This window comes from Pseudomonas sp. FP1740 (assembly GCF_030687165.1).
Classification (GTDB): domain Bacteria; phylum Pseudomonadota; class Gammaproteobacteria; order Pseudomonadales; family Pseudomonadaceae; genus Aquipseudomonas.
This window is the reverse complement of record NZ_CP117461.1, coordinates 1,499,566-1,524,066: the sequence shown is the minus strand read 5'-3', so window position 1 is coordinate 1,524,066 and position 24,501 is coordinate 1,499,566. Positions and strand designations below refer to the sequence as shown.

Here is a 24,501-nt window from a genome sequence, read left to right as displayed (position 1 = left end):
ACAGTCGGCTTTGGTCGGCACTGACGATCCTTTGTGAACTACCCATTTCAAGGGCGCCCCCTTATGATGTCCATCAGACTCTTTACCCTGCGATGACCCATGGCCGATTCTGCTTTTTTCTGCACCCTGTCTCACGAAGGCGTTCTCGCGGTACGCGGCTCGGATGCCAGCAAATTCCTGCAAGGCCAATTGACTTGCAACCTCAATTACCTGAGCGACACCCAGGCCAGCCTTGGCGCGCGTTGCACGCAGAAAGGCCGGATGCAGTCGAGTTTCCGCATTCTGCTGGAAGGCGACGGTGTGCTCATGGCGATGGCCAGCGAACTGCTGGAGCCGCAATTGGCGGACCTGAAAAAGTACGCGGTGTTTTCCAAATCGAAACTGACCGACGAAAGTGCCGGCTGGGTTCGTTTTGGCCTTGAGCATGGCGATGCGGCACTGGCCAGCCTGGGCCTGGCGCTACCGGTCGACACCGACAGCGTCGTGCGCAATGACGGCCTGATCGCCCTTCGTGTCTCGCCTGAGCGCGCTGAACTCTGGGTGAACGCCGATCAAGCCGACACCATCAAGGGCAAGCTGTCCGCCCTGCTGGCCGAAGGCGAACTGAATCAATGGCTGCTGGGCCAGATTCGCGCTGGGATCGGCCAGGTCATGCCAAGCACTCGCGAGCTGTTCATCCCGCAGATGCTCAATCTGCAAGCCGTCGGCGGCGTGAGCTTCAAGAAGGGTTGCTACACTGGCCAGGAAATCGTTGCGCGCATGCAATACCTGGGCAAACTCAAGCGTCGTCTGTATCGCTTGCAACTGGAAGGTAGTGAACTGCCTGAACCCGGCACCCCACTGTTCTCCCCGACTCACGGCAGTTCGATTGGTGAAGTGGTGCTCGCTGCTCGCACCGAGCAGAACATTGAACTCCTGGCCGTGCTGCAAGCCGAAGCTGCAGAAGATGGCAACCTGCACCTTGGCGCACTCGAAGGCCCGGGCCTGCACTTGCTCGACCTGCCTTACCAACTGGATCGTGATCGCGAAATCCAGCGTTAACAGCAGCACTTGTCGCAATACCCTAGAGAAAAGAAATGAGTGAGCTGGCGGATAAGGTCCAACAGGATTTGGTTGAGGCCATCGATAATGATGACCTGGTTCTGCCAACATTACCGGAAGTGGCCCTGCAGATTCGCAAGGCCGCCGAAGACCCGGAAATCAGTGTCAGCACCCTGAGCAAAGTGATCGGCCGTGACACCGCGCTGTCGGCGCGGCTGATCAAAGTGGTCAATAGCCCGTTGCTGCGCGCGACCCAGGAAGTGACTGACTTGCACACGGCCATCACCCGGCTGGGCGTCAATTACAGCAGCAACCTGGCCATCGGCCTGGTGATGGAACAGATTTTCAATGCCCGTTCCGAGGTGGTGGAACAGAAGATGCGCGAGGTCTGGCGCAAAAGCCTGGAAATCGCCGGCGTCTGCTATGCGTTGTGCCGCAGCTACACACAACTCAAGCCTGATCAAGCGGCGCTCGGCGGGCTGGTGCATCAGATTGGCGTGCTGCCGATCCTGACCTACGCCGAAGATCACTATGAATTGTTGTCGGACCCGGTCAGCCTCAACCATGTGATCGAACGCATCCATCCGCTGCTCGGCGATAAATTGCTCAGGGTCTGGGATTTCCCGGAGATGCTGGTGCAATTGCCGGGACTGTATCTGGATTTCAAGCGGCAATCGGCGCGGGTCGACTATGTCGATCTGGTGCAAGTGGCCAGCCTGTATTGCCACAAGGACACCGATCATCCCCTGGCCCGTATCGACCCGCTCAGTGTACCGGCCTTCAAGAAGCTGGGAATCGATCCGGAGAACGAGGCGATGTACAAGGATCTGGAAGAGTCGCGGTCGATGTTTTACTGATTTCTGTGGCGAGGGAGCTTGCTCCCTCGCCACAACAAGCCTCTCTCCACAGGTGTGAATGTGTTCACTCCCCCGCAATAAAACTCACCCGCACTTTCAGCCCCGCCAACTCGCCATCGTGCAGGCTGATCTGCGCCAGGTGGGCGCGGCAGATCTCGCCGACAATCGCCAGCCCCAATCCCGATCCAGCCACCTGCTGATTGCGCCGGTAAAACCGCTCGAACACCAACTCCCGTTCTTCGAGAGGAATCCCCGGCCCATCGTCCTCGACCTCCAGCACCGCCGGCGCCGTGACCCGCAGGATCACATTGCCCCCCGGCGGCGTATGCGCCAGTGCGTTGTCCACCAGATTGCTCAACAGCTCGTTCAGCAGCGTCGGCTCACCGCGCATCCACACCGGCTCGTCAGCTTCCAGCGCCAATGCCACGCCACGTGCATGGGCCAGCGGCGCCATAGCCATGCCCAGTTCACGGGCCAACTGACTGAGGTCGAGCAACTGCGCACCGCCCTCGGCGATGGCCCGGGCACCATTCTCGACCCGTGCCAGCGAGAGCAATTGATTGGCCAGATGGGTCAGGCGATCCGTGCCCTGGGCGACGGTTTCCAGCGTGCTACGCCAGACTTGCGGTTCGTTCGAGCGCAAGCCCAGCTCGAGTCGTGCCTTGAGCGCCGCCAGCGGCGTGCGCAGTTCATGGGCGGCATCGGCGATGAATTGCGCCTGGCGCTCGAACTGCCCGCGCAAACGCTCGGTAAAGTGATTGAGTGCACGCACCAGCGGCCCCAACTCGTGCTGCACTTCCACCAGCGGCAAGGGCCGCAAGTCATCGGGCTGCCGCTCTTCCACTGCCGTGCGCAAGCGCTCCAGCGGACGCAGCGCGGCACTGACCGCAAACCACACCAGCAACAACGCACCGATCGCCAGCATGCCCAGCCGCAACAAGGTGTCGGCCATCAGGCTGCGCGCCATGCGGACCCGCGCCTCATCGGTTTCCGCCACGCGGATTTCCGCCATGCCGTTCATGTTCGGCTCACTGACCGCTTTGAGCAGGCTGACCACCCGCACGTTCTGCCCTTGATAAGTGGCGTTATAGAAACGCGCCAGCGCCGGATAGTCATCAGTGCGCGGCGTTCCCGGTGGCGGTGCCGGCAGGTTTTCGTAGCCCGAAATCAGCTTCTGATTGATGTCGTTGACCAGGTAAAAAATCCGCCCGGCACTGTCGTAGGCGAACGTATCGAGGGCCACATAAGGAACGTTGGCGCTGAGGCTGCCGTCGCGCTGGGACAGGCCGGCGGCGATGGTCCGCGCCGAGGCCAGCAAGGTCCGGTCATACGCGGTGTCGGCGGCTTCGCGACCATTCCAGTACGCGCTCAAACCACTGGCGAGCATCAACACCACCAGTAATAGCGCGAGGTTCCACAGCAACCGCCAACGCAGGCTGCTGAGCTTATGCATCGCGGCTTTCCAGCAAATAGCCAAGGCCACGAAAAGTCACGATCGCCACCGGTTGACCGTCGAGTTTCTTGCGCAAGCGGTGGATGTAGATTTCGATGGCATCGGGACTGGCTTCCTCGTCCAGGCCGAAGACCTGAGCGGCCAGTTGCTCCTTGCTCATCACCCGACCGGGACGGGCGATCAGGGCTTCGAGCACGGCTTGCTCGCGGGAAGTCAGGGTCAGCAGTTCTTCGCCAAGGGTAAAACGCCGGGTGTCCAGATCGTAAGCCAGTACGCCACAGGTCTGCTGACGTTCGCCGCCGAGCACACTACGGCGCAGCAAGGCTTTGACCCGGGCTTCGAGTTCGGTCAGTTCGAAAGGTTTGGCCAGGTAATCGTCAGCCCCCAGGTTCAGGCCATGGACCCGGTCCTTGACGTCGCTGCGGGCGGTCAACATCAGTACCGGCAGGTTCTTGCCCCGGGCCCGCAAGCGCGCCAGCACTTCGAAACCATCCATGCGCGGCAGGCCGACATCGAGGATCGCCACGGCGTATTCCTCGCTGCTCAAGGCCAGGTCGGCCGCCACACCGTCGTGCAGCACATCCACGGTCAGGCCAGTGCTCTTGAGCGCCTGGGCGACACTTTCGGCAAGCTGCAGATGGTCTTCGACGAGCAGAACACGCATGGATCTTTACCTCATTCAGGGATGGTCGACGCCATTCTTTGGCGCGGAGTTTACAGCCGCATCCGCCGCTGTGAAGCCCGAAAACCGTGAAAGTCAGCTGAAAGGTTAGCGAAAGGTTGGCCGGTTAGAGTCCAGCCACGGACAGTTTCGACTGCCGTCGCTGCCGCACACAGCGATACGAAAAACGCCTTGAAGCGTTTTCGCCAATAAGAACAATAAACGGAGTATGTCACCATGCTGTCCATGCAGCTTCAGGCTTGCCCGCCTGCTCGTTTTTCCCGCCTCAGCCACACCGCCCTTGTTAGCGCCGCCGCCCTCGCCGGCTTTTCGCCGTTGAGCCAGGCTGCCTTCTTCGAAGACAGTAAGGCAACCTTCGAAACCCGCAATATGTATTTCAACCGCGACTTTCGCGACGGCACCAGCGCCCAGCAATCCAAGCGGGACGAATGGGCCCAGGGGTTCATGCTCAATCTGCAATCGGGTTACACCGACGGCACCGTGGGGTTCGGTGTCGATGCGCTGGGCATGCTGGGGGTAAAACTCGATTCGAGTCCGGACCGCACCGGCACCGGCCTGCTGCCAACCCATGACGACGGGCGCGCGGCGAACGAGTATTCCAAGCTCGGCCTGACCGGCAAAGTGAAGATCTCCGCCACGGAACTGAAAATCGGCAGCCTGATTCCGGAACTGCCGATCCTCAAGCCCAACGACGGCCGCATTCTGCCGCAGACCTTTGAAGGCGGGATGCTGACCTCCAAAGAGATCAAGAACCTGACCTTCACCGGCGGGCGTCTGGAGAAAGCCAAGGACCGCGACAGCACCGACTTCGAGGACATCGCCCTCAACAACAAAAACAGCCGCTTCGCCGGCACCGTGGCCGGCAAGCATTTTGATTTTGGCGGCGTGGACTACAAGTTCACCGACAAGATCACCGGCAGCTACCACTTCGCCCAACTCGACGAAGTCTACAACCAGCACTTCCTCGGCGTTGTTGCTTCGCAACCGTTCGGCCCCGGTACTTTCGGTACCGATCTGCGATTTGCCATCAGTGACGACGAGGGCGCGGCCCGTGGCGGAAAAATCGACAACAAGTCCCTGAACGGGCTGGTGAGCTACGCCTTGAGCGGGCATAAACTCAGCGCCGGCTATCAGCGCATGTCCGGTGACAGCGCCTTTCCCTACGTCGATGGCAGCGATCCGTACCTGGTCAACTTCGTGCAGATCAATGACTTTGCCGGCGCCGAAGAACACTCCTGGCAGGCACGTTACGACTACGACTTCGCCAAACTCGGCATTCCCGGCCTGAGCTTCATGAGCCGTTACGTGAGCGGCGACAACATCAAGCTCAAGAACGGTGACGAAGGCAAAGAGTGGGAACGCAACACCGAGATCAAATACGTCGTACAAAGCGGCGCCCTCAAGGACGTTGCCGTACGCCTGCGCAATGCCACCTACCGTTCCAACTACTCCGCTCGCGATGCCGATGAAGTGCGTCTGCTGGTGAGCTATAGCGTTGCCCTTTGGTAATTCAGTACGTCCATAACAAAAACTCTTAAGGAGACTTGAATGAACCTGTCACTGCGTAAAGTTGCTCTGGCCACCGGCATCATGCTGTTCGCCGGCCAATTGCTGGCCGAACCCAAACGCCCGGAATGCATCGCCCCGGCCTCGCCGGGCGGCGGTTTCGACCTCACCTGCAAACTGGCGCAAAGCGCGCTGGTCAACGAAAAACTGCTGACCAAACCAATGCGCGTGACCTACATGCCCGGCGGTGTCGGCGCGGTGGCGTACAACGCGGTGGTCGCTCAGCGCCCGGCCGATGCCGGTACGCTGGTGGCCTGGTCCAGCGGTTCGCTGCTGAACCTGGCGCAAGGCAAATTCGGGCGTTTCGATGAAAGCGCGGTGCGCTGGTTGGCGGCCGTTGGCACCAGTTATGGCGCCATCGCGGTGAAAAGCGATTCGCCCTACAAGACCCTGGACGATCTGGTCAAAGCCCTGAAGAAAGATCCAAGTTCGGTGGTGATCGGTTCCGGCGGTACCGTCGGCAGCCAGGACTGGATGCAAACCGCCCTGATCGCCAAGGCGGCCGGGATCAACCCGCGCGACCTGCGTTACGTCGCCCTCGAAGGCGGCGGTGAAATCGCCACCGCCCTGCTCGGCGGCCACATCCAGGTTGGCAGCACCGACATCTCCGACTCCATGCCACACATCTTGAGCGGTGACATGCGTCTGCTGGCGGTGTTCTCCGAGAAACGCCTGGACGAGCCGGAAATGAAAGACATTCCGACGGCTAAAGAGCAAGGCTACAACATCGTCTGGCCGGTGGTTCGCGGTTTCTACCTCGGGCCAAAAGTCAGCGACGAAGACTACGCCTGGTGGAAAAACGCCTTCGACAAGCTGCTGGCCTCCGAGGATTTCGCCAAGCTGCGCGATCAGCGTGAACTGTTCCCGTTCGCCATGACCGGCCCGGAGCTGGACACCTACGTGAAGAAGCAAGTTGCGGATTACAAAGTGCTGGCCAAAGAGTTCGGCCTGATCCAGTGATCGCCTCTGTCTAGCGGCTGCGCCCCCGGTTCTCGGGGTCGTGGCCCAGGAGTTCCCCATGCTTATACAACGCATTTTCGCTTCGGTGCTGTTGCTGGCCTGTGTCGGCCTGGCACTGATGGCGTGGCCGTATCAAGCGGCTTTTTCCTACGAACCGGTCGGGCCTCGCGCCTTCCCCCTGCTGATGCTCGGCCTGATGGGCCTGGCTTTGCTGTACATGGTGTTTCGGCCGACACCGATCGTGCACAGCGATGACGACCCGAAACTGGACCGCGAAACCCTGATCAAGATCGGCATCTGCGTGGCGCTGTTGCTGGTGTTCGCCGGGGCCTTCGAACCCCTTGGTTTCATCATCGCCAGCATTCTGATCGGGGTCCCGATGGCACGCCTGTATGGCGGTCGCTGGCTGCCCAGCGCGGTGATCATCAGCCTGATGGCCATCGGTCTTTATCTGCTGTTCGACAAGTTGATGGACGTGCCACTGCCGTTGGGCGTGCTCGACGTTCTGGAGAACTGATATGGATACTCTTGGCTATTTGGGTCAGGGCTTCGGCGTTGCGCTGAGCCCGTACAACCTGGTGACCGCACTGTGCGGCACCTTGATCGGCACCGTCGTCGGCCTGCTGCCGGGGCTGGGTCCGATCAACGGCGTGGCGTTGCTGATTCCCATCGCATTCGCTCTCGGCCTGCCACCGGAGTCGGCGTTGATCCTGCTGGCGGCGGTGTACCTGGGTTGCGAATACGGCGGCCGGATCAGCTCCATCCTGCTGAACATTCCGGGCGAAGCCTCCACCGTCATGACCACCCTCGACGGTTACCCGATGGCTCGCAAGGGCCTGGCCGGTGTAGCGCTGTCGCTGTCGGCGTGGAGTTCGTTCATCGGTGCCTTTATCGCGACTTGCGGCATGGTGCTGTTCGCCCCGCTGCTGGCGAAATGGGCGATTGCCTTCGGGCCGGCGGAGTATTTCGTGCTGATGGTGTTTGCGATTGTCTGTCTCGGCGGCATGGCCGGTGATCGACCGCTCAAGACCTTCATTGCAGCGCTGATCGGTCTGTTTCTGTCGAGCGTCGGCATCGATGCCAACAGCGGTGTATACCGTTTCACCGGGGATAACATTCATCTGACAGACGGCATTCAGTTCGTCGTGCTGGTATTGGGCCTGTTCTCCATCAGCGAAATCCTCTTGCTGCTGGAAAAAACCCACCGTGGCCAGGAAGCGGTGAAAGCCACCGGGCGCATGATGTTCAACTTCAAGGAAGCTTCGGCGGTGTTCGTGGTGAACGTCCGTTGCGGTTTGCTGGGCTTCATCATGGGCGTGTTGCCGGGTGCCGGCGCGACGCTGGCCAGCGCTGTGGCCTATATGACCGAGAAACGTATCGCCGGCGCCAAGGGCACGTTCGGCCAAGGCGATATGCGTGGCCTCGCGGCTCCGGAAACCGCCATCGGCGGCGCAGCCTGTGGTGCTTTGGTGCCGATGCTGACCCTCGGTGTTCCGGGCTCGGGTACCACGGCGGTGATGATCGGCGCACTGTCGCTGTACAACATCACCCCGGGCCCACTGTTGTTCCAGCAGCAACCGGACATTGTCTGGGGCCTGATCGCCTCGTTGTTCGTCGCCAACGTGATGCTGGTGATCCTCAACATCCCGATGATCCGCATCTTTACCCGCATCCTCGCCGTGCCGAACTGGGCACTGGTGCCGGTGATCGCGATCATCACCGGGATCGGCGTCTACGCCGTACACGCCACCACCTTCGACCTGTTCCTGATGATCGGCATCGGTATCTTCGGCTACATCCTGCGCAAGCTGGACTTCCCGTTGTCGCCAGTGCTGCTGGGCTTCATTCTCGGTGGTTTGATGGAACAGAACCTGCGTCGCGCCCTGTCGATTTCCAACGGTGCACTAGAAATCCTCTGGTCGAGCCCGATCACGTTCGGTTGCTGGGTGCTGACGGCAATCATGTTGCTGATGCCGCTGCTGCGCATCTGGCGCAAACGTTCGGTCGCCCGGCGCGCTATCGCCGATGTCTGATCGTCCCCCCTTCAAAAGCTGGTGGGGAACACCGCTGGTCGGTCTGCTGGGCGGTTACCTCGCCAGCCAGATCGGCTGGCCTCTGCCATGGATGGTCGGCTCGTTACTGGCGATCATCCTCGTGCGTTGCCTGACTCCCTGGCAATTGGCGGAAATCCCTGGCGGGCGCAAGTGCGGCCAGTGGGTTGTCGGCATCGGCATCGGCCTGCACTTCACCCCGGTGGTGATGGAGCAGGTGCTGAGCCACTTTGGTCTGATCTTCTTCGGTGCGTTAGTCACCAGCCTGTCCGCGGTGGTCGGGGTCTGGTTGATGCGGCGTACCGGCGAAGATCGTGCCACGGCGTTCTTTTCCAGCATGTCCGGTGGCTCCGGGGAGATGGTCAACCTCGGCGCCCGCAACGGCGCGGTGCTCAGCCGTGTCGCGGCGGGGCAAAGTTTGCGGGTGCTGGTGGTGGTGCTGTGTGTGCCGGCGGCGTTCAAATATCTGTTGGGCGACGGTGCGCCGGTCTTGCATGCAGCGACCGTCAGTTGGTGGTGGCTGGCCCTTCTGTTCCCGGCCGGTGCCCTGGCCGCCTGGGTGTGGCAGCGTTTGCGTCAACCCAACCCGTGGCTGTTCGGGCCGTTGCTGGTGAGTGCGGCGGTGAGCATTGGTTGGGACCTGCACATCGGCCTGCCCAACGGTGGCAGTCAGATCGGCCAGTGGCTGATCGGCAGCGGGTTGGGCTGCCACTTCAATCGACAGTTCTTCCGGCGGGCGCCGTCCTTCATGGGCCGGACCTTGATCGGCACGGTGTTGACCATGTTGATCGCCACATTGGCGGCGCTGGGCTTGAGTGCCCTGACCCATCTGGATCTGCGTTCGCTGACGCTGGGCATGATGCCCGGCGGGATTGCCGAGATGAGTTTGACGGCTGAGACCCTGCAATTGTCGGTGCCGCTGGTGACGGCGATGCAGGTGATGCGGCTGTTGTTCGTGTTGTTTTTGGCGGAGCCATTGTTCAGGTATTGGAACCAAGGGCCCAAACGGCCGTGAGAATGTTGTTTCTAGTTAGGAAAGAAGTGCCCCACTCTTCGAAAATTATTGCCTTGGAGCACTTCTTGAATCTCACCGCGAAATTTTGAAGCTCCCCATGTAGACTTCAGCAGTTGTACCGGCACTTCCTACACGGGCTGCAAATCTAAATACCTTGGCCTCGAAATAGCCGTCAGAAACGGAAAGGTCAATTTCTCCACTTATAGCCCTGTAGTATTCCTCATCCTCACCTACGGCAACATAGTATCGAGCATCAATCCCGCCAGCTCCGATTTTATACACTCCACTTTGAATATTCTTCGGAAGTTCAATGATCACTGAAGTGAAATAGTCGTCCTGCTCAACCCGGCCGCCCACATCATAAAAGTCTGAACCGGTGTCGCCAACAAACACATCGGATGTGGCGATAGTACTTCGAGGATCGGTAGCAGGCCAACGCGTTGTTTTCGCAGATAAACTTCCTGTGGCCTTTGGTAAGGCGTTTATTTTTTTGCGTTCCAACTTACTCATAACGAACTCCTGTTCAATTAACAAACCCGATAGAGCTTTAAAAGTGCAAGCCCGTCGGAGATCAATTGAACAGAGAGTGTCCTGCCCCGTCTACTGTCAGAACTAACAGGTACACAGGGATATCTGACGAAAGGTCAATCGGCCGTTCTTCCGGCGGACACCGTCCTTCATGACCCCTGATCGGCACGGTGTTGACCATGCTGATCGCCAAGCTGGCAGCGCTGGGGTTGAGTGCATTGACCCATCTGGATCTGCGTTCGCTGACACTGGGCATGATGCCCGGCGGGATTGCCGAGATGAGTTTGACGGCTGAGACCCTGCAATTGTCGGTGCCGCTGGTGACGGCGATGCAGGTGATGCGGCTGTTGTTTGTGTTGTTTTTGGCGGAGCCGTTGTTCAGGTATTGGAACCGGGAGCCGGATTCTCCCTGACATGAGTCCTGTGGCGAGGGGGCTTGTCGGAACGCCGCATCGCCCCGTTCGGCTGCGAAGCAGTCGTAAAATCTGAGGACTTCGGTGTGGTTGGTTTTGGGGCCGCTGCGCGACCCAACGGGGGCAAGCCCCCTCGCCACAATCTTCACACCGGCGGCAACCGCCACTCGATCGGCGTCTCGCCATTTTGTTCCAGAAACTTGTTCGCCCGACTGAAATGCCCGCAGCCAAGAAAACCGCGATAAGCCGACAGCGGTGACGGGTGAACCGACGTCAATACCAAATGCTTGGTGGCATCGATGAGTTTCTGCTTGCTCTGGGCATGCGCCCCCCACAGCAGGAACACCAGATGTGGCTGGTGCTCGCTGACCACTTCGATAATCCGGTCGGTAAAATACTGCCAGCCCTTGCCTGCATGGGCGTTGGCATTCGCCCGCTCCACGGTCATGGTGGTGTTGAGCATCAACACGCCCTGCTCCGCCCAACTCTGCAGGTAGCCATGGTTGGGGATGTCAATGTTCAGGTCACGTTTCAATTCTTTATAGATGTTCACCAGCGACGGCGGCGCCGGTACGCCCGGTTGCACCGAGAAGCACAACCCATGGGCCTGGCCGGGGCCGTGGTATGGGTCCTGCCCGAGGATGACCACCTTGACCTTGTCCAGCGGCGTGGAATTGAGCGCGTTGAAAATCAACGGTCCCGGCGGATAGATCTCCTTGCCCGCCGCGCGCTCCTGTTGCAGGAATGTGCGCAACTCTGCCATGTAAGGCTGGTCGAATTCGGCACGCAGGGCCTCCTTCCAGCTCGGTTCGAGTTTGATACGGTCGTCAGCAGTCATGGTTACATCCGGCAAAAACAATGGGGCGAACCCTAGGAAAGCCCATCACGCTTGTCAATTGATCTGACGCAGATCCGGCATTTTCCTATAGAGCGATCATACTGAACGCTCAAATTCCCGATCGAGGTCATGATGAATCTGCACTTCGAAGAACTCACCGGCACCGACGGCGCACGCATCGGCATCGCCAGCCTGGATGCCGAAAAGTCCCTCAACGCCCTCTCCTTGCCGATGATCAACGCCTTGCGCGATCAACTGGACGCCTGGGCCAAGGAACCACAGATCGTTTGTGTACTGCTGCGCGGCAATGGCGACAAGGCCTTTTGCGCCGGCGGTGAAGTGCGCAGTCTGGTGGAAGCGTGTCGCGCCCATCCCGGGGAAGTACCGCCCTTGGCTGCGCACTTCTTCGCGGCAGAATATCGCCTCGACTTCAAGTTGCACACCTACCCGAAACCGTTGATCTGCTGGGGTCATGGTTACGTGTTGGGTGGCGGCATGGGGCTGCTGCAAGGGGCGGGCATTCGGGTTGTCACGCCGAGCAGCCGATTGGCGATGCCGGAGATCAGTATCGGTTTGTACCCGGACGTCGGCGCCAGCTGGTTTCTGTCGCGGCTGCCCGGCAAGCTCGGGTTGTTTCTCGGCCTGACCGGCGCCCGGATGAACGGTCGCGATGCTATCGATCTGGACCTCGCGGACCGCTTTTTGCTCGATCAACAACAGCCGGAGCTGATCGAAGGTTTGCTGCAATTGAACTGGCAGGAACAGACCGCCATGCAGCTCAACAGTCTGCTCAAGGCCTTGCAACAAGAAGCGCTCGTAAAAATGCCCGAAGCGCAGTGGCTGCCGCGACGCCAGCAGATCGACGAGTTGCTGGATGTCAGCGACGTTCGTTGTGCCTGGAAGGCCATCAGTGCGCTACGCGTTCATAAAGACCCGCTGCTCAGTCGTGCGGCCTGCACCATGATTGAAGGCTCGCCCCTGACCGCTCATCTGGTGTGGGAACAGATCGCCCGCGCCCGGCACCTGTCGCTGGCTCAAGTCTTTCAGATGGAATACACCATGAGCCTCAATTGCTGCCGTCATCCGGAGTTCAGCGAGGGCGTTCGCGCGCGGTTGATCGACAAGGACCAGAAACCTCACTGGCACTGGCCGGATATCAACACGGTGCCGGAGGCGGCGGTGGAAGCGCATTTTCACAAGGTCTGGGAAGGTCGGCATCCGTTGGCGGATCTGTCGGAATACTGAAATCCGGGCACAAAAAAGCGGCGCTTCATGCGCCGCTTTCTATTGAGGAATTAGCGACGGCCGCCTCGGCCATCGTTGTCGCCATGGTCGCCTCTTCCGCCATGGTGATCCCGTCCACTGTGGCCCCGGGAATCGTCGTTCCAGTTGCCGCGACTACGACCATCCCAACCGTCGCGACGACCATCCCAACCACCGCGGTCATGACGGTCCCATCCGCGATTCTGGTTGCCGCGGTAGTCGTAATAGCGCGGTGCCGGTTGATAAACCCGCGGCTGGTAGTAATAACGTGGCGATGGCTGGTAATACCGTACAGGCGGCGAGTAGTACCTGCGCGGCGCTGTGTAGTAACCACCATCGGAGTAATACGGCGCTGGGGACGTGTAGACATCCGAGCGGTAGTAGCTGTCGCCATCGGAATAGGGCACGCACGCACCAAGAAACAATCCCGATAGAACGATCAGCAGAATATGGCGGAGCTGTTTTCGACAGAGCATGGCGGCCTCCTGGACCGCGAGTGAGCCACACCAGCGACGCTGGCAGGCGACAGTCAATTGTTCAGCGACTGTCGAAAGATCAGACAGTGAAATCGGGATCTGGTGCGTTTCTGTAACACGCCGAAACAGGTAGCCGATGAAAGGTTTTTCATCCTGACCAAAAGAAAACGGCGCCTCCGCAAGCCGGACGCGCCGTTGTACTCATGAGCCGTTTAGCGATGCCCGCGATCGTGATCACCATGGTAATAGCGAGGCCCACCGAAATAGTAGTAGCGATAACCCCCGTAAAAGCGTGGGCCGCCGTAGTAGTAAGGTGAGTAGTAATAGCCGGGGTAGTAATAAGGTGCCGGATAAACATCGGCGCCCCCTACATAGTAGTAACAGCCGGACAGACCCAAACCAAAAAACACACTGAGCAGTATTTGGCGGAGCTTTTTCTGACAGAACATGGAGGCCTCCTGAAAGACCTGCAACGGCAGTCGAGTCACACCTGTTTTGACTTTAAAACCGGCACCGAGTGCCAAACGACGTCGATCTTCAGATCAGCGGCCAGCATTACACCTGGCTTGCACATGACGGCTTGCCGACCGATCATGCGCAGCTCGGGCCAAGCAAACCGGCCATTACCGAATGACCCTTCATGAATAAACCTGATCTCTGCCCCGCCTGCGGCGCTTCCAACGACTGCAGCCTGGCCGACCCACGAACCGTCGATCGTGCCTGCTGGTGCTACGGCGTCAGCATCGACCCGGCGGTGTTCGAAACGCTGCCGGCCGAGCTGCGCGACAAGTCCTGCCTGTGCCCGGCCTGCGCCCGGGTCGAGGCGCAGTTGCAAGCAGCCGCCTGGCCGATCACGTAACATACGCAGCCCTTTTCCCACCGATCCCTGGCCATGCGCGTTGACCGTTTCCTCAGCAACCTGCCCCGCTTCAACCGCAAGCAGGTACGCCTGTTGCTGGTGGAAAAGCGCGTCAGAGTCGACGGAACTATCGTCAGCGACCCTCACGCCGAGGTTCTCGAGTTCAGCCGCGTGGAAGTCGACGACGAAGTGCTGCAGGTCGGTAAACCGGCCCGCTACTTCATGCTGCACAAACCGCCCGGCTGCGTCAGTGCGACCCGCGACCCGCAACACCCGACGGTGCTCGACCTGATCCATGAAGCGGACAAGGATGACCTGCACATCGCCGGTCGCCTGGACTTCAACACCACCGGCCTGATGCTGATCACCAACGACGGCACCTGGTCGCGACGGCTGACCCAGCCACAGACCAAACTGCCCAAGGTGTACTACGTCGAAACGGAGCAGCAGATCACTGCCGAGTACGCGATCACGTTCGCCAAAGGCCTGTACTTCGCCTTCGAAGACCTCACAACCCAACCTGCCGAACTGGTCTTGCTCGGGGCAAAATCGGCGCGCCTGAGCATCGTCGAGGGCCGTTATCATCAGGTAAAACGGATGTTCGGCCACTTCGATAACAAGGTATTGCGCCTGCACCGCGAACGCATGGGGCCGCTGCTGCTCGACGACGCGCTGAAGCCCGGCGAATACCGGCCGTTGAGCGTCGAAGAGATCCGATTGATCTAAGCCGACGACCGCTCAGCAGAAGTTGTCGAACATTTTTCGAAAGATACTTGCGCGATGACGTGACCCCTGCTTGAATCAGGACGTCGGCGCGAAATGTGACCGACGAGTCACCAAAACTACTCTAAGAAACTTTTTGCCGGCAGAGAACCCTCAGGTTCCGCCTTCCCCCGGCAAACTGCCCGCTTATAACAATACCCGTCGACCGGCGTGCAATGGATCGACATGGGCCTTCAAAAATTCCAGGCGTATGCCTACCTGTCACAAAGCTCGTGCAATCTGATTTGCGCGCATACCCGCTTGCCAGGAGTCTTATGTCATGAGGCCAGAAATCGCTGTGCTGGATATACAGGGTCAGTATCGGGTTTACACGGAGTTCTATCGCGCAGACGCCGCAGAAAAGACCATCATTCTGGTCAACGGCTCGATGTCCACGACTGCGTCGTTTGCCCAAACCGTGAAAAACCTTTATCCGCAGTTCAATGTGGTGTGCTACGACCAGCCCTACGCGGGCAAGTCCAAGGCTCACAACCTGCATGAGAAAATGCTGACCAAGGAAATCGAAGGGCAGATCCTCCTGGAGCTGATCGACCACTTCGCCGCCGAACACGTGCTGTCGTTCTCCTTTGGTGGCGCCGCCACGCTCGTCGCCCTCGCCCAACGGCCACGGCGCATCGAAAAGGCTGTGATCAGCTCGTTCTCGCCGGTGGTCAACGAGCACATGCTCGACTACCTTCAGCGCGGTGTCGATTACCTCGGCAACCGGGACGGTGACCGCGTCGGCCATCTGGTGAACAGCACCATCGGCAAACACCTGCCTTCGCTGTTCAAGCGCTTCAACCACCGTCACGTCAGTTCGTTGGCCGAACACGAATACGGGCAGATGCACTTCCACATCAGCGACGTGCTCAACAGCGACCGCAACTGCTACCTGAACGCGGCAAAGAAAATCAATGTGCCAGTGCTGTTCATGAACGGCGAATGGGACGAGTACACCGCCCCCGCCGATGCCAGGCTGTTCGCCGGCCATGTGCAACACAGCACCTTCAGCACCCTTCAGGCCACCGGCCACTTTCTCGACATGGAACACAAAACCGCTTGCCAAGACAGCCGTAACGCACTGCTGGGCTTCCTGAAACCGACGCAACTCGAAAGCCGACCGCGTTACCAGTACGTCCAGGACCACCATGCATTTGCAATCTGAAACAGAGTCATCGCGAGCAAGTCCCGCCCTACTGTGTTGAACGCACTCCCGTAGGTGCGAGGCTTGCCCGCGAATGACCGCCACGCGGTCGCTGATTGTGTTTCACCCGGCGCTAAAGCCATCGCGCATAAAGAAAAACTTCAAATCCGCGCTCACATCTGGTACAAAGTCAGCCGCTCTTAGCGGGTGTCGTATAATGGCATTACTCCAGCTTCCCAAGCTGATAACGAGGGTTCGATTCCCTTCACCCGCTCCAATCAGATTTCAGTCTCACGTCGTTTTTGACGGGGGATGCAAGTAAAGAAAAAACCGGCCTTAATGGCCGGTTTTTTTGTGCCTGGGATTTGGGGGCCCTCCAGTCCTTGACACCTCCGGCCCCGCATACTAGCGAATGCTATACTTCCTACGGATTGCATGAAGTGTGCAACGTTCCCCACGGGCGCAGATACCGACTGCAAATCTCAGTTTACGGCTGCGGGACAGAGGAGGCCTACGGCCAACACGAGATGGGAGGTGTGGCATGAACCGACACTATTACATCAGTGACAATCTCGACGATCTCGAAGCCCTTGAAACCGAACTGGAAGCCAACGGCATCAACACCGAACAAATTCATGTGCTCAGCGAACAAGTGGCTGATGTTGAAGAACATCATCTCCACGAGGTCAACTCGTTGATGAAACAGGATGTTGTTCACTCTGGCGAGATTGGTGCAGTGGTTGGTGTGCCACTCGCAGCGCTGATCCTTGGCGGTGCCTATTGGCTGGGCTGGACCGAAACCGCCGCAGGCTGGGTACCTTTTATCTTCCTTGCCATTGTTATATTTGGCTTCTGCATCTGGGAAGGCGGCTTTTTTGGTATTCAGGTACCTAACGCGCACTTCCGCAACTTTAAACAGATGGTGGAAGACGGCAAACATATCTTCTTCGTGGATGTTGATCCGAATCAGGAGCCGGTATTGGATCGGGTCATTGAACATCATCCAAAACTGAAGATCGCCGGCACGGGTACGGCATCCCCTCACTGGACAGTCGCCTGGCTGCACAAATGGCATCAGTTCAAGCGAACGATATAACGCCATTTACTGCGGGTTGACCCCGGAGGCTCAGAGCCCTCCGTAAGCTGCTTATTGACCGAAGAAAATGACCCGGCTGAGGAAAACATAATCCGCCTCGGTGGCCATCAGCCCGACGAGCACCAGCAAACATAACGGTGGCACCAATATGGCGTAGACCATGGCCAACCGTTCCCAGGCCATGTGCATGAAGATGGAGACAATTAAACCTGCCTTCAACAACATGAAAGTGATAATCAGGGCCCACCGAAGGTAGCCATGGAAGTGAAAGTAATCGACCAGATACGACATCGTACTGAGGACGAATAACAGCCCCCAGATTTTGAGGTACAAACTTATTGGATGTTGTTGACCCTGAGCATGCGCCATCACCCGTGCTCCTCTACCATAAATAGAAGAAAGCAAAAATAAACACCCACACCAAATCCACGAAGTGCCAGTAAAGCCCGGCTATTTCGACGTTCTGATAGTTTCCGGAGCGCTCATAATCGCCTCGCATGACTTTCATCGCCACAATGCTGAGGTAGATGGCGCCGATTGACACATGCAGCCCGTGGAAACCGGTAATCATGAAGAAGCTGGCCCCAAATTGTGCCGCGCCCATGGGGTTCCCCCAGGGACGCACGCCTTCCGCGATGAGCTTGCTCCATTCAAATGCCTGCATGCTGACAAAGGTCACGCCCAAGGCCGCGGTCGCCAGCATCAGGGCCGTGGTTTTCGCACGATCACGGCGATAGGCGAAGTTAACGGCCATGGCCATGGTGCCGCTGCTGCTGATCAGCACAAAGGTCATGATGGCGATCAGGATAAGCGGGATTTCTCTGCCGCCGATCGTCAATGCGAACACCTCACTGGGGTTCGGCCAAGGGGCGGTGATAGTCATGCGGACCGACATGTAGCCGGTTAAAAAACAGGTGAATATAAACGTATCGCTGAGCAGGAATATCCACATCATCGCCTTGCCCCAGGGGACCTGCCTGAAAGCCTCCCTATCCGAGGCCCAGTCGCTGGCGATGCCCTGCCATCCCGGGACAGGCGGCGGGCTTGGTGGATTGGATGAACTTGACTCGGCCGGTGCTAATGGGTGCGATGCCATGGTTTTTCACCTCAGGCCGCAGAATCTGGCGATGGCTTCATAGGTTTGCGGCGTGCTGGTCAGCAGCGCGAATAGCACGAACCAAAGACCCAATAAGTAGTGCCAATAGATGGTACAGAGCTCTACGCTGGTGCTGAGTTGCCGCAACGGCACGTGACGCAGGAATTTGGCGACGGTTATGCCCCAGGCAATCAACCCGCCCAACAGGTGAAGGCCATGCACACCGGTCAACAGGTAGAAGAAACTGTTGGCCGGATTGCTGGCGACAAAGTAGCCCCAGGCGACAAACTGCTGCCAGACCCAGACTTGTCCCGTCAGAAAGGCAATTGCAAATACCCCCCCCACTACAAAACCCATGACCGTTGCGTCCAGTCGAGCCTGTCGGGCGGCCATGCGCGACCACTGCAGTGCGATGCAACTCAGTACCAGAAAAGCCGAATTCACCCACAACGGCCATGGGTTGGCTAAAGGCGCCAAGGGGTCTGTCAGGGGTAGCCAGTCGGCCATTTGTGAGCGGGCAATGAAGGCGAGCAGGAAGAGAAAGAATAACGAACTCACCACAGCCAGAAACAAGCGCAGGCCTACCTTTGCGGTTTGGCTTCTATCGGCGTCGGCCTGAACACCTTCAGGATCGCGATTCCAACTGCCGCCGGGGTCAGCGTCGTCGGCGTTTCTCAACAGCAGCCTGTTCATGTTTTAACGTCCGCTATCTTGGTTCCGGCACTGAGTTGCCGCATTTGCTCCAGCTCCTCGGCAGAGACCGTTTGCGGCACGAAATCCTGCTCTATCCCCGGCACGCTGTAGTCATAGGCCCAGCGATGCACCACCGGCAGTTTCGCTCCCCAGTTACCGTGTACCGGTGGGGTGTTCGGCGTTTGCCATTCCAGACTGGCCGCCCCCCAAGGGTTACTGCCCGCGGGTTTGCCTTTGAATACACTCCAGGCCAGGTTGAACACGAACAGCAACTGGGAAACGCCGACGGTCAATGCGACCACCGTAATGAAGGCATTCAACTCTTGCGCCGACTGCGGAATGAACGCGTAGTTTTCATAGGCGTAGTAACGGCGCGGCATGCCCTGGAATCCCAGGTAGTGCATGGGGAAGAAGATGGCGTAGGTGCCCAGAAAGGTAATCCAGAAATGCAGCTTGCCCAGGGTGTCGTTAAACATGCGCCCGGTGACTTTCGGGAACCAATGGTAGATGCCGCCGAACACCACCAGTACCGGTGCGACTCCCATGACCATATGGAAATGGGCGACGACGAAATAGGTGTCCGAGAGCGGAATGTCCACGATCACATTGCCGAGAAACAACCCTGTCAGACCGCCCACCAGGAAGGTAACGATAAAGGCCAGGGCAAACAGCATCGGCACGGTCAGATGAATGTCGCCCCGCCACAGGGTCAACACCCAGTTATAGACTTTCAGTGCAGTCGGCACCGCGATGATCAAGGTGGTGACGGCGAAGAAAAAACCGAAGTACGGGTTCATCCCGCTGACATACATATGGTGCGCCCAGACCACAAAGCTGAGCACGCCAATCGCAATAATCGCCCACACCATCATTCGGTAGCCGAAGATATTTTTACGCGCATGGGTGCTGATCAAGTCGGAGACCAGGCCAAATGCAGGAAGAGCCACGATGTAGACTTCCGGGTGGCCGAAGAACCAGAACAGGTGCTGGAATAATATTGGGCTGCCGCCCTGATGATTGAGCTGCTGCCCCAGCGAGATGATCGCCGGCATAAAGAAGCTGGTGCCCAACAGCTTGTCGAACAGCATCATGACCGCGCTGACAAACAACGCCGGGAAGGCCAGCAAGGCCATGATCGAGGCCATGAAGATTCCCCATACGGAGAGTGGCATGCGAAACAATGTCATGCCGTGCGTGCGTGCCTGCAATACCGTGGTGACGTAGTTCAGCCCGCCCATGGTGGCGGCGACAATAAAAATCGCCAGAGAGACGAGCATCAGGACAATGCCCCATTCGACCCCGGGTGTCCCCTTGGTGATGGACTGCGGCGGATAGAGCGTCCAGCCCGAACCGGTGGGACCGCCCGGCACAAAGAAACCGGCGAGCAATACCAGTACCGCCACCAGGTAGAACCAGTAGCTCAGCATGTTGACGTAGGGGAAGACCATGTCGCGGGCGCCCACCATCAGTGGGATCAGATAGTTACCGAAGCCACCCAGAAACAGGGCCGTCAGCAAATAAATGACCATGATCATGCCGTGCATGGTCATCGCCTGATAGTAAGTATTGGCGTCCATGAACGCCAAACTGCCGGGGAAGCCTATCTGTAAGCGCATCAAGTCGGACAACACCACGGCGATAAGCCCCACGAACAGAGCCGTCAAGGAGTATTGAATGGCTATGACCTTGTGGTCCTGACTCCAGATGTATTTGGTCAGGAAACTTTTAGGCTCGTGCAGTGCTTCTGTTTCGGCTTGCTCCGCATAGGCCATCACGTCATCCTCCTGTCGAAGTTTCGGTGTACTGCTGGCTGCTTACGGCTATTTCCCTGGCTGCGCCTTGCTCGTATCAGCGTCGGCATTCGCTTTGGATTTGATAAAGGCGATCAGTGCATTCAACTCCTTATCGCTGGGAGCAAAGACCGGCATGACGGGTGCATACCCCTTGACGATTTTGGCAGCGGGATTAAGAACCGAGTCTTTTATATAGCCCTCATCGACCTTGATGCTCGTACCGTCGGCAAGGGTTTCGGTCTTGCCGTACAGACCCTGCCAGCTGGGACCGATGCCCTTGCTGCCATCAACACTGTGGCAGGCCAGGCAGCCGAGCGATTCGGCCAACCGCTGTCCCTGCGCCGCCAGGTCCTCACCTGGGCCCGGCGCTTGGCCGGCAGCAGATTCGTCGCCTTGTCGCGCAGCACCCAGTGATTTGATCAGGGCGATGAGTGCACCCAGTTCATCGTCATTGAGAGTATAGGTCACCATGACCGGCGGGTAGCCTTGTACCAGGCGGGCCTTCGGATCGAGGATCGACTCTTTCAGGTAAGCCTCATCGACCTGCACGCTGCTGCCATCGGCAAGCTGTTCAGTGCGGCCATACAAGCCCTTCCATCCCGGGCCGAGACTGGCACTGCCATCCTGGCTATGGCAGGCCCCGCAACCGTATTTTTCGACCAACTGGCGGCCTTTTTCCAGCACGCTGTCCTGACTGGGCTTGGCAGCCGTGGCTAATGTCTGTGCAAACGTCGGTTGGCTGTTCAGCCATTGATCGAAGGCGCCCTGCTCTTCCACGATCATCTGGCCGCGCATGTTGTAATGACCGACACCACAATATTCAGCGCAAAGAATTTCATACTTTCCGGTTTTGGTCGGAGTAAACCAAAAGTACGACACCATCCCCGGCACCATGTCCATCTTGCTGCGGATTTGCGGAACATAGAAATCGTGCAGCACATCTTTGGATCGCAGTAAAACTTTCACCGGCTTATCGAGCGGAAGACGAACTTCATTGCTTTTTATCAGTACATCGTCCTGCCCGGCAGGATCATTGGGATCAAGGCCGAGGGGGTTGGTGGAATCAACAAATTTGATATCTGACTTACCCAACTTCCCGTCTTGGCCAGGGAAGCGAAAGGCCCACTGCCACTGCTGGGCGATCACTTCAAGCTCATAGGCATTTTTCGGTACCCGGATAAAATCATCGTAAACAACCAGGCCTGGCGCCAACATGGCGACAATACCTACCGAAGTAACGATAATTAACCATAGTTCCAGTTTTTTACTTTCTGGTTGGTAGTGCGCCCTGGATCCCTCCTTGTGACGATAACGCATCACCGCCACCGCCATAAAAACCGTGATGGCGATGAAAAATATTCCGCTAATGATCAGGGTGATAAACAGGGTGGTGTCTATGGATCCCCAGTTGGAAGCTGCCGGTGTTGCATGCCAGGGCGCGAGTATATTGAAGAGTACTGATGCAATAACGATTAGTATCAAGACAATTGCTATTGCCATGTTCTCTTCATCCTGTTCCTGTTGCTCATTGGTTATGCCAAAGCATCGCCGCTGACGTCCAAGCAGGGCAGACAACTGCCACCCATCCCGGTGGCAAAGTCAGTAAGAAGTATAGAGCCATCGGGCTGGACCGTGAGGTGGGCAAGCGAGGTCCGGTTGCCAGCTATACTCAATTTCAGATTACGGACGGCAGAGATTGGCCAGCAGCGGCCCAAAAAAACGAACCCTGCCTATGCGTAGCAGTCAGACAAGTGATGGCATTGAGAAGGGACAATAGCCACCGAGTCCAGTAGCCCAGCAGTCCACGATGGAGGTTTTGTCATGAGTGCCCTGACGCTCGAAGGCTGGTGCAAGCCCAGTCCCGACCAGAAGTCCATCCCGGTCGGTGAGATCCATTTTTACGTCGACGGCCCCCTCCATCTGCGTCTGGAGGAAGCTGAAGAACGCCTGCAGAAGACCCATGAGCGTGAAGCCATGGTCGACGTCGACATGAGCACAATGGATTTGGTCTTGCCAGAGGGATGCGGCCCCTTGTCCGATTGCCAAATGCGCGTCTATATACATAAAGAGCACGATTACGAGCGAGGTCAGTTCCATTTGGTCGGGCATCGAGCGAGCGATGGCAGCGTGATCTATACCAACGCGGTTATGATTGATCAGTTGCTTTAGAAACGCCGCATGATGCGCGGGAACGCAAAAACCGGTCCGCAGCGGCCGGTTTTTTATGCCTGAAATTTGAGTATTCCTGGCGCTTCAGCGCTGCGGCAAAACCCTGCAATACAGAAAACGGGTTCTACCCAAACCATCGCGACATACCCTCCTAGACTCGTTTCAGGCCGCTCTTCCATCCGTATCCAGGGTGTATTGGTGGTTATAGTGTTGATTAGTGATTTTCAGTAGGTATAGTAACCACAAGCACACCACAGGGAGGTGATGTGAATAGCCGGTTTTTGATAAGCCAAATCGTCGCGGACGGCTGGTATCTGGTACGAATCAGGGGGAGTCATCACCACTTCAAGCATCCGACCAAGCCTGGACTGGTGACGGTTCCTCACCCGAAAAAGGACCTGCTCAAGAAAACGGCCATTAGTATTTTGCAACAGGCGCTGCTCTGACGAACCGATGGACTGCGCCCTCGGAGGATAACGAACATGCTTTACCCCATCGCGATTTCCATGGGTGATGACGAACACGCCTGGGGCGTAGAAGTTCCGGATATTCCGGGTTGCTTCTCCGCCGGTGAAGATCTGGATGACGCCATGGCCATGGCTCGCGAAGCCATCGAAGGTCATTTCGAGATTCTGGCCGAAGACGGATCACCGATTCCGCCCGCCAACAAAGTGACCCTGCATGCGGCCAATCCACAGTACGCAGGGTGCACGTGGGCCGTGGTGGATATCGATGTCACCAAATACCTGGGCAAGGCGCAGAAACTCAACATCACCCTGCCCGGCTATCTGCTCAACCGCATCGATGAGTACGTATTGCACCATCCGGAAGAGAAAAGTCGCTCCGGGTTTCTGGCCTCGGCGGCGCTCAAGGTCTTGCAGCAAAGTTGATAGCCTGAAAATCGGGTCAATCAAGGGGACAAATGTGTCCCCTTTGATTCGTCAGCGCGTTGCCACCATGAACAACCGCGGAAACGGCAGCAGCACCGAACCATCGCTCAGCGCCGGATAGGCCCGCTCGATTGCCGCCTGATACTGCTTGAGATAGTGCGCCCGTTCCACGTCATCCAATGGTTCGAGAAAAGGCCGCAAACCGGAGCCCTTGAACCACTCGACCACGCCCGATGCGCCGTCCGCGAGCGGATGATAGTAAGTGGTGCGCCATACATCGACGCGAGTGCAGTGGCCACGCAGCATTGAGTAGTAGCCGCTTGCACCCTCCATTTCCGTTCGCAGGCCGGCAGCCCTTGCCAGCTTGTCAGCCCAAGGGCCGTTCGCTGCGACCTCGCGCATCAACCGGTGCGACGGTTCGTTGAGGTTATCGGGCATCTGGATCGCCAGGCTGCCGCCGGGCGTGAGCCTGTTCACCAGTGATGGCAGCAACCTGGCGTGATCCGGCACCCACTGCAGCACCGCATTGGCGAAGATCACGTCAAACGGGCCGGTGTCGCTCCAGGTATCAATGTCAGCAACGTCGAAACGTACCTGAGGCAAACGCTTGCGGGCGGCCTCGATCATATCGGTCGAACTGTCCAGCCCACGCACCGCGGCATCGGGAAAACGCTGCACCAGCAACTCGGTCGAATTACCGGGGCCACAACCGATATCGATGGCCGAACGGACGTCCACCGCAGGGATGGCGGCCAGCAAGTCACGCGCCGGGCGCGTGCGCTCATCTTCGAAAGCTACGTATTGTTTGGCGGACCAACTCATATCGCTCTCCTGTCGGGTGCATTGTTGTCGCCAG

27 protein-coding genes, 1 tRNA gene and 1 pseudogene are annotated in these 24,501 nt (G+C 58.2%); 17 read left to right on the top strand and 12 right to left on the bottom strand.

Annotated elements, in window-relative coordinates:
• Positions 1–99 precede the first annotated feature (99 nt).
• Positions 100–1,041, top strand: coding sequence for a folate-binding protein YgfZ (locus PSH69_RS06690; RefSeq protein WP_305411455.1), 942 nt, complete (start codon positions 100–102; stop codon positions 1,039–1,041).
• Between the two features lie 35 nt (positions 1,042–1,076).
• On the top strand, positions 1,077–1,898 hold the full coding sequence (locus PSH69_RS06685; protein ID WP_305411454.1) for an HDOD domain-containing protein: 822 nt from the start codon (positions 1,077–1,079) through the stop codon (positions 1,896–1,898).
• A 64-nt stretch (positions 1,899–1,962) separates the two neighbouring features.
• Here the strand turns inward: PSH69_RS06685 and PSH69_RS06680 are convergent, their stop codons facing one another.
• Both PSH69_RS06680 and PSH69_RS06675 read right to left on the bottom strand, forming a co-directional pair.
• Positions 1,963–3,351, bottom strand: coding sequence for a sensor histidine kinase (locus tag PSH69_RS06680; protein WP_105348165.1), 1,389 nt, complete (start codon positions 3,349–3,351; stop codon positions 1,963–1,965).
• Positions 3,344–4,015: a response regulator gene (locus PSH69_RS06675; RefSeq protein WP_105348163.1), complete on the bottom strand. Its 672-nt coding sequence runs from the start codon at positions 4,013–4,015 to the stop codon at positions 3,344–3,346. The genes PSH69_RS06680 and PSH69_RS06675 overlap by 8 nt, the downstream gene beginning before the upstream one ends.
• Before the next feature lie 234 nt (positions 4,016–4,249).
• Between PSH69_RS06675 and PSH69_RS06670 the strand changes: the two genes are divergently transcribed.
• From PSH69_RS06670 to PSH69_RS06650, 5 genes are read left to right on the top strand one after another with little or no spacing between them, the layout of a single operon-like run.
• Positions 4,250–5,542: an OprD family porin gene (locus PSH69_RS06670; protein WP_305411453.1), complete on the top strand. Its 1,293-nt coding sequence runs from the start codon at positions 4,250–4,252 to the stop codon at positions 5,540–5,542.
• Between the two features lie 39 nt (positions 5,543–5,581).
• Positions 5,582–6,559 carry a tripartite tricarboxylate transporter substrate binding protein gene (locus PSH69_RS06665; RefSeq protein ID WP_018926791.1) on the top strand — a complete coding sequence of 326 codons (978 nt, stop codon included), beginning with the start codon at positions 5,582–5,584 and terminating at the stop codon, positions 6,557–6,559.
• 58 nt (positions 6,560–6,617) lie between these two features.
• Positions 6,618–7,076: a tripartite tricarboxylate transporter TctB family protein gene (locus PSH69_RS06660; protein WP_305411450.1), complete on the top strand. Its 459-nt coding sequence runs from the start codon at positions 6,618–6,620 to the stop codon at positions 7,074–7,076.
• 1 nt (position 7,077) lies between these two features.
• Positions 7,078–8,592 carry a tripartite tricarboxylate transporter permease gene (locus PSH69_RS06655; protein ID WP_019580849.1) on the top strand — a complete coding sequence of 505 codons (1,515 nt, stop codon included), beginning with the start codon at positions 7,078–7,080 and terminating at the stop codon, positions 8,590–8,592.
• Positions 8,585–9,625 carry an AbrB family transcriptional regulator gene (locus PSH69_RS06650; protein ID WP_305411449.1) on the top strand — a complete coding sequence of 347 codons (1,041 nt, stop codon included), beginning with the start codon at positions 8,585–8,587 and terminating at the stop codon, positions 9,623–9,625. Before PSH69_RS06655 ends, PSH69_RS06650 begins: the two co-directional genes overlap by 8 nt.
• Before the next feature lie 72 nt (positions 9,626–9,697).
• Here the strand turns inward: PSH69_RS06650 and PSH69_RS06645 are convergent, their stop codons facing one another.
• Positions 9,698–10,135 carry a hypothetical protein gene (locus PSH69_RS06645; RefSeq protein WP_305411448.1) on the bottom strand — a complete coding sequence of 146 codons (438 nt, stop codon included), beginning with the start codon at positions 10,133–10,135 and terminating at the stop codon, positions 9,698–9,700.
• Between the two features lie 136 nt (positions 10,136–10,271).
• On the opposite strand from PSH69_RS06645, the pseudogene PSH69_RS06640 reads away from it, so the two are divergent.
• Positions 10,272–10,566 (top strand): annotated as a pseudogene (locus tag PSH69_RS06640) (AbrB family transcriptional regulator); the annotation flags it as partial.
• Positions 10,567–10,711: 145 nt separating this feature from the next.
• Here the strand turns inward: PSH69_RS06640 and ung are convergent.
• On the bottom strand, positions 10,712–11,404 hold the full coding sequence (gene ung / locus PSH69_RS06635; protein WP_007941426.1) for a uracil-DNA glycosylase: 693 nt from the start codon (positions 11,402–11,404) through the stop codon (positions 10,712–10,714).
• A 132-nt stretch (positions 11,405–11,536) separates the two neighbouring features.
• Here ung and PSH69_RS06630 point away from each other — a divergent pair, with 132 nt between their 5' ends.
• Entirely contained in the window at positions 11,537–12,649 is a 1,113-nt protein-coding gene (locus tag PSH69_RS06630; RefSeq protein ID WP_086944827.1) for an enoyl-CoA hydratase/isomerase family protein, read from the top strand.
• 50 nt (positions 12,650–12,699) lie between these two features.
• On the opposite strand, the gene PSH69_RS06625 is transcribed toward PSH69_RS06630, so the two are convergent.
• Complete coding sequence (locus tag PSH69_RS06625; protein ID WP_305411447.1) at positions 12,700–13,143, bottom strand: hypothetical protein; 444 nt, start codon at positions 13,141–13,143, stop codon at positions 12,700–12,702.
• 212 nt (positions 13,144–13,355) lie between these two features.
• The gene (locus PSH69_RS06620) at positions 13,356–13,592 is read right to left on the bottom strand and encodes a hypothetical protein (protein WP_305411446.1); all 237 of its coding nucleotides are present in this window, start codon (positions 13,590–13,592) and stop codon (positions 13,356–13,358) included.
• A gap of 191 nt (positions 13,593–13,783) precedes the next feature.
• On the opposite strand from PSH69_RS06620, the gene PSH69_RS06615 reads away from it, so the two are divergent.
• The 5 genes from PSH69_RS06615 (at position 13,784) to PSH69_RS06595 (ending at position 17,004) form a co-directional block, all read left to right on the top strand.
• Entirely contained in the window at positions 13,784–14,002 is a 219-nt protein-coding gene (locus PSH69_RS06615; RefSeq protein WP_019580865.1) for a cysteine-rich CWC family protein, read from the top strand.
• 33 nt (positions 14,003–14,035) lie between these two features.
• Positions 14,036–14,728, top strand: coding sequence for a pseudouridine synthase (locus PSH69_RS06610; RefSeq protein WP_305411445.1), 693 nt, complete (start codon positions 14,036–14,038; stop codon positions 14,726–14,728).
• 316 nt (positions 14,729–15,044) lie between these two features.
• Positions 15,045–15,929 carry an alpha/beta fold hydrolase gene (locus PSH69_RS06605; RefSeq protein ID WP_305411444.1) on the top strand — a complete coding sequence of 295 codons (885 nt, stop codon included), beginning with the start codon at positions 15,045–15,047 and terminating at the stop codon, positions 15,927–15,929.
• Between the two features lie 182 nt (positions 15,930–16,111).
• Positions 16,112–16,185: transfer RNA gene (locus PSH69_RS06600), tRNA-Gly, on the top strand.
• A 264-nt stretch (positions 16,186–16,449) separates the two neighbouring features.
• Complete coding sequence (locus PSH69_RS06595; RefSeq protein WP_018926809.1) at positions 16,450–17,004, top strand: hypothetical protein; 555 nt, start codon at positions 16,450–16,452, stop codon at positions 17,002–17,004.
• Positions 17,005–17,055: 51 nt separating this feature from the next.
• Here PSH69_RS06595 and PSH69_RS06590 read toward each other — a convergent pair whose 3' ends face one another.
• From PSH69_RS06590 to PSH69_RS06570, 5 genes are read right to left on the bottom strand one after another with little or no spacing between them, the layout of a single operon-like run.
• Positions 17,056–17,373, bottom strand: a complete 318-nt coding sequence (locus PSH69_RS06590; RefSeq protein WP_007935708.1) for a cytochrome C oxidase subunit IV family protein — start codon at positions 17,371–17,373, stop codon at positions 17,056–17,058.
• 13 nt (positions 17,374–17,386) lie between these two features.
• On the bottom strand, positions 17,387–18,100 hold the full coding sequence (locus PSH69_RS06585; protein WP_305411443.1) for a heme-copper oxidase subunit III family protein: 714 nt from the start codon (positions 18,098–18,100) through the stop codon (positions 17,387–17,389).
• A 6-nt stretch (positions 18,101–18,106) separates the two neighbouring features.
• Entirely contained in the window at positions 18,107–18,793 is a 687-nt protein-coding gene (locus PSH69_RS06580) for a cytochrome c oxidase subunit 3 (RefSeq protein ID WP_305411442.1), read from the bottom strand.
• A complete protein-coding gene (gene ctaD, locus PSH69_RS06575; protein WP_305412797.1) occupies positions 18,790–20,565 on the bottom strand; it encodes a cytochrome c oxidase subunit I in 1,776 nt (591 codons plus the stop codon). The genes PSH69_RS06580 and ctaD overlap by 4 nt, the downstream gene beginning before the upstream one ends.
• Positions 20,566–20,613: 48 nt before the next feature.
• On the bottom strand, positions 20,614–22,086 hold the full coding sequence (locus PSH69_RS06570; protein WP_305412795.1) for a cytochrome c oxidase subunit II: 1,473 nt from the start codon (positions 22,084–22,086) through the stop codon (positions 20,614–20,616).
• Between the two features lie 321 nt (positions 22,087–22,407).
• Between PSH69_RS06570 and PSH69_RS06565 the strand changes: the two genes are divergently transcribed.
• The 3 genes from PSH69_RS06565 to PSH69_RS06555 all read left to right on the top strand — a co-directional run bounded on the left by PSH69_RS06565 (position 22,408) and on the right by PSH69_RS06555 (position 23,645).
• The gene (locus tag PSH69_RS06565; protein ID WP_111454828.1) at positions 22,408–22,755 is read left to right on the top strand and encodes a hypothetical protein; all 348 of its coding nucleotides are present in this window, start codon (positions 22,408–22,410) and stop codon (positions 22,753–22,755) included.
• A 266-nt stretch (positions 22,756–23,021) separates the two neighbouring features.
• Positions 23,022–23,201 carry a type II toxin-antitoxin system HicA family toxin gene (locus tag PSH69_RS06560; protein ID WP_007984690.1) on the top strand — a complete coding sequence of 60 codons (180 nt, stop codon included), beginning with the start codon at positions 23,022–23,024 and terminating at the stop codon, positions 23,199–23,201.
• A gap of 36 nt (positions 23,202–23,237) precedes the next feature.
• Positions 23,238–23,645 carry a type II toxin-antitoxin system HicB family antitoxin gene (locus tag PSH69_RS06555; protein ID WP_008036180.1) on the top strand — a complete coding sequence of 136 codons (408 nt, stop codon included), beginning with the start codon at positions 23,238–23,240 and terminating at the stop codon, positions 23,643–23,645.
• Positions 23,646–23,696: 51 nt separating this feature from the next.
• Here PSH69_RS06555 and tam read toward each other — a convergent pair whose 3' ends face one another.
• A complete protein-coding gene (gene tam / locus PSH69_RS06550; RefSeq protein WP_305411440.1) occupies positions 23,697–24,467 on the bottom strand; it encodes a trans-aconitate 2-methyltransferase in 771 nt (256 codons plus the stop codon).
• Positions 24,468–24,501 lie beyond the last annotated feature (34 nt).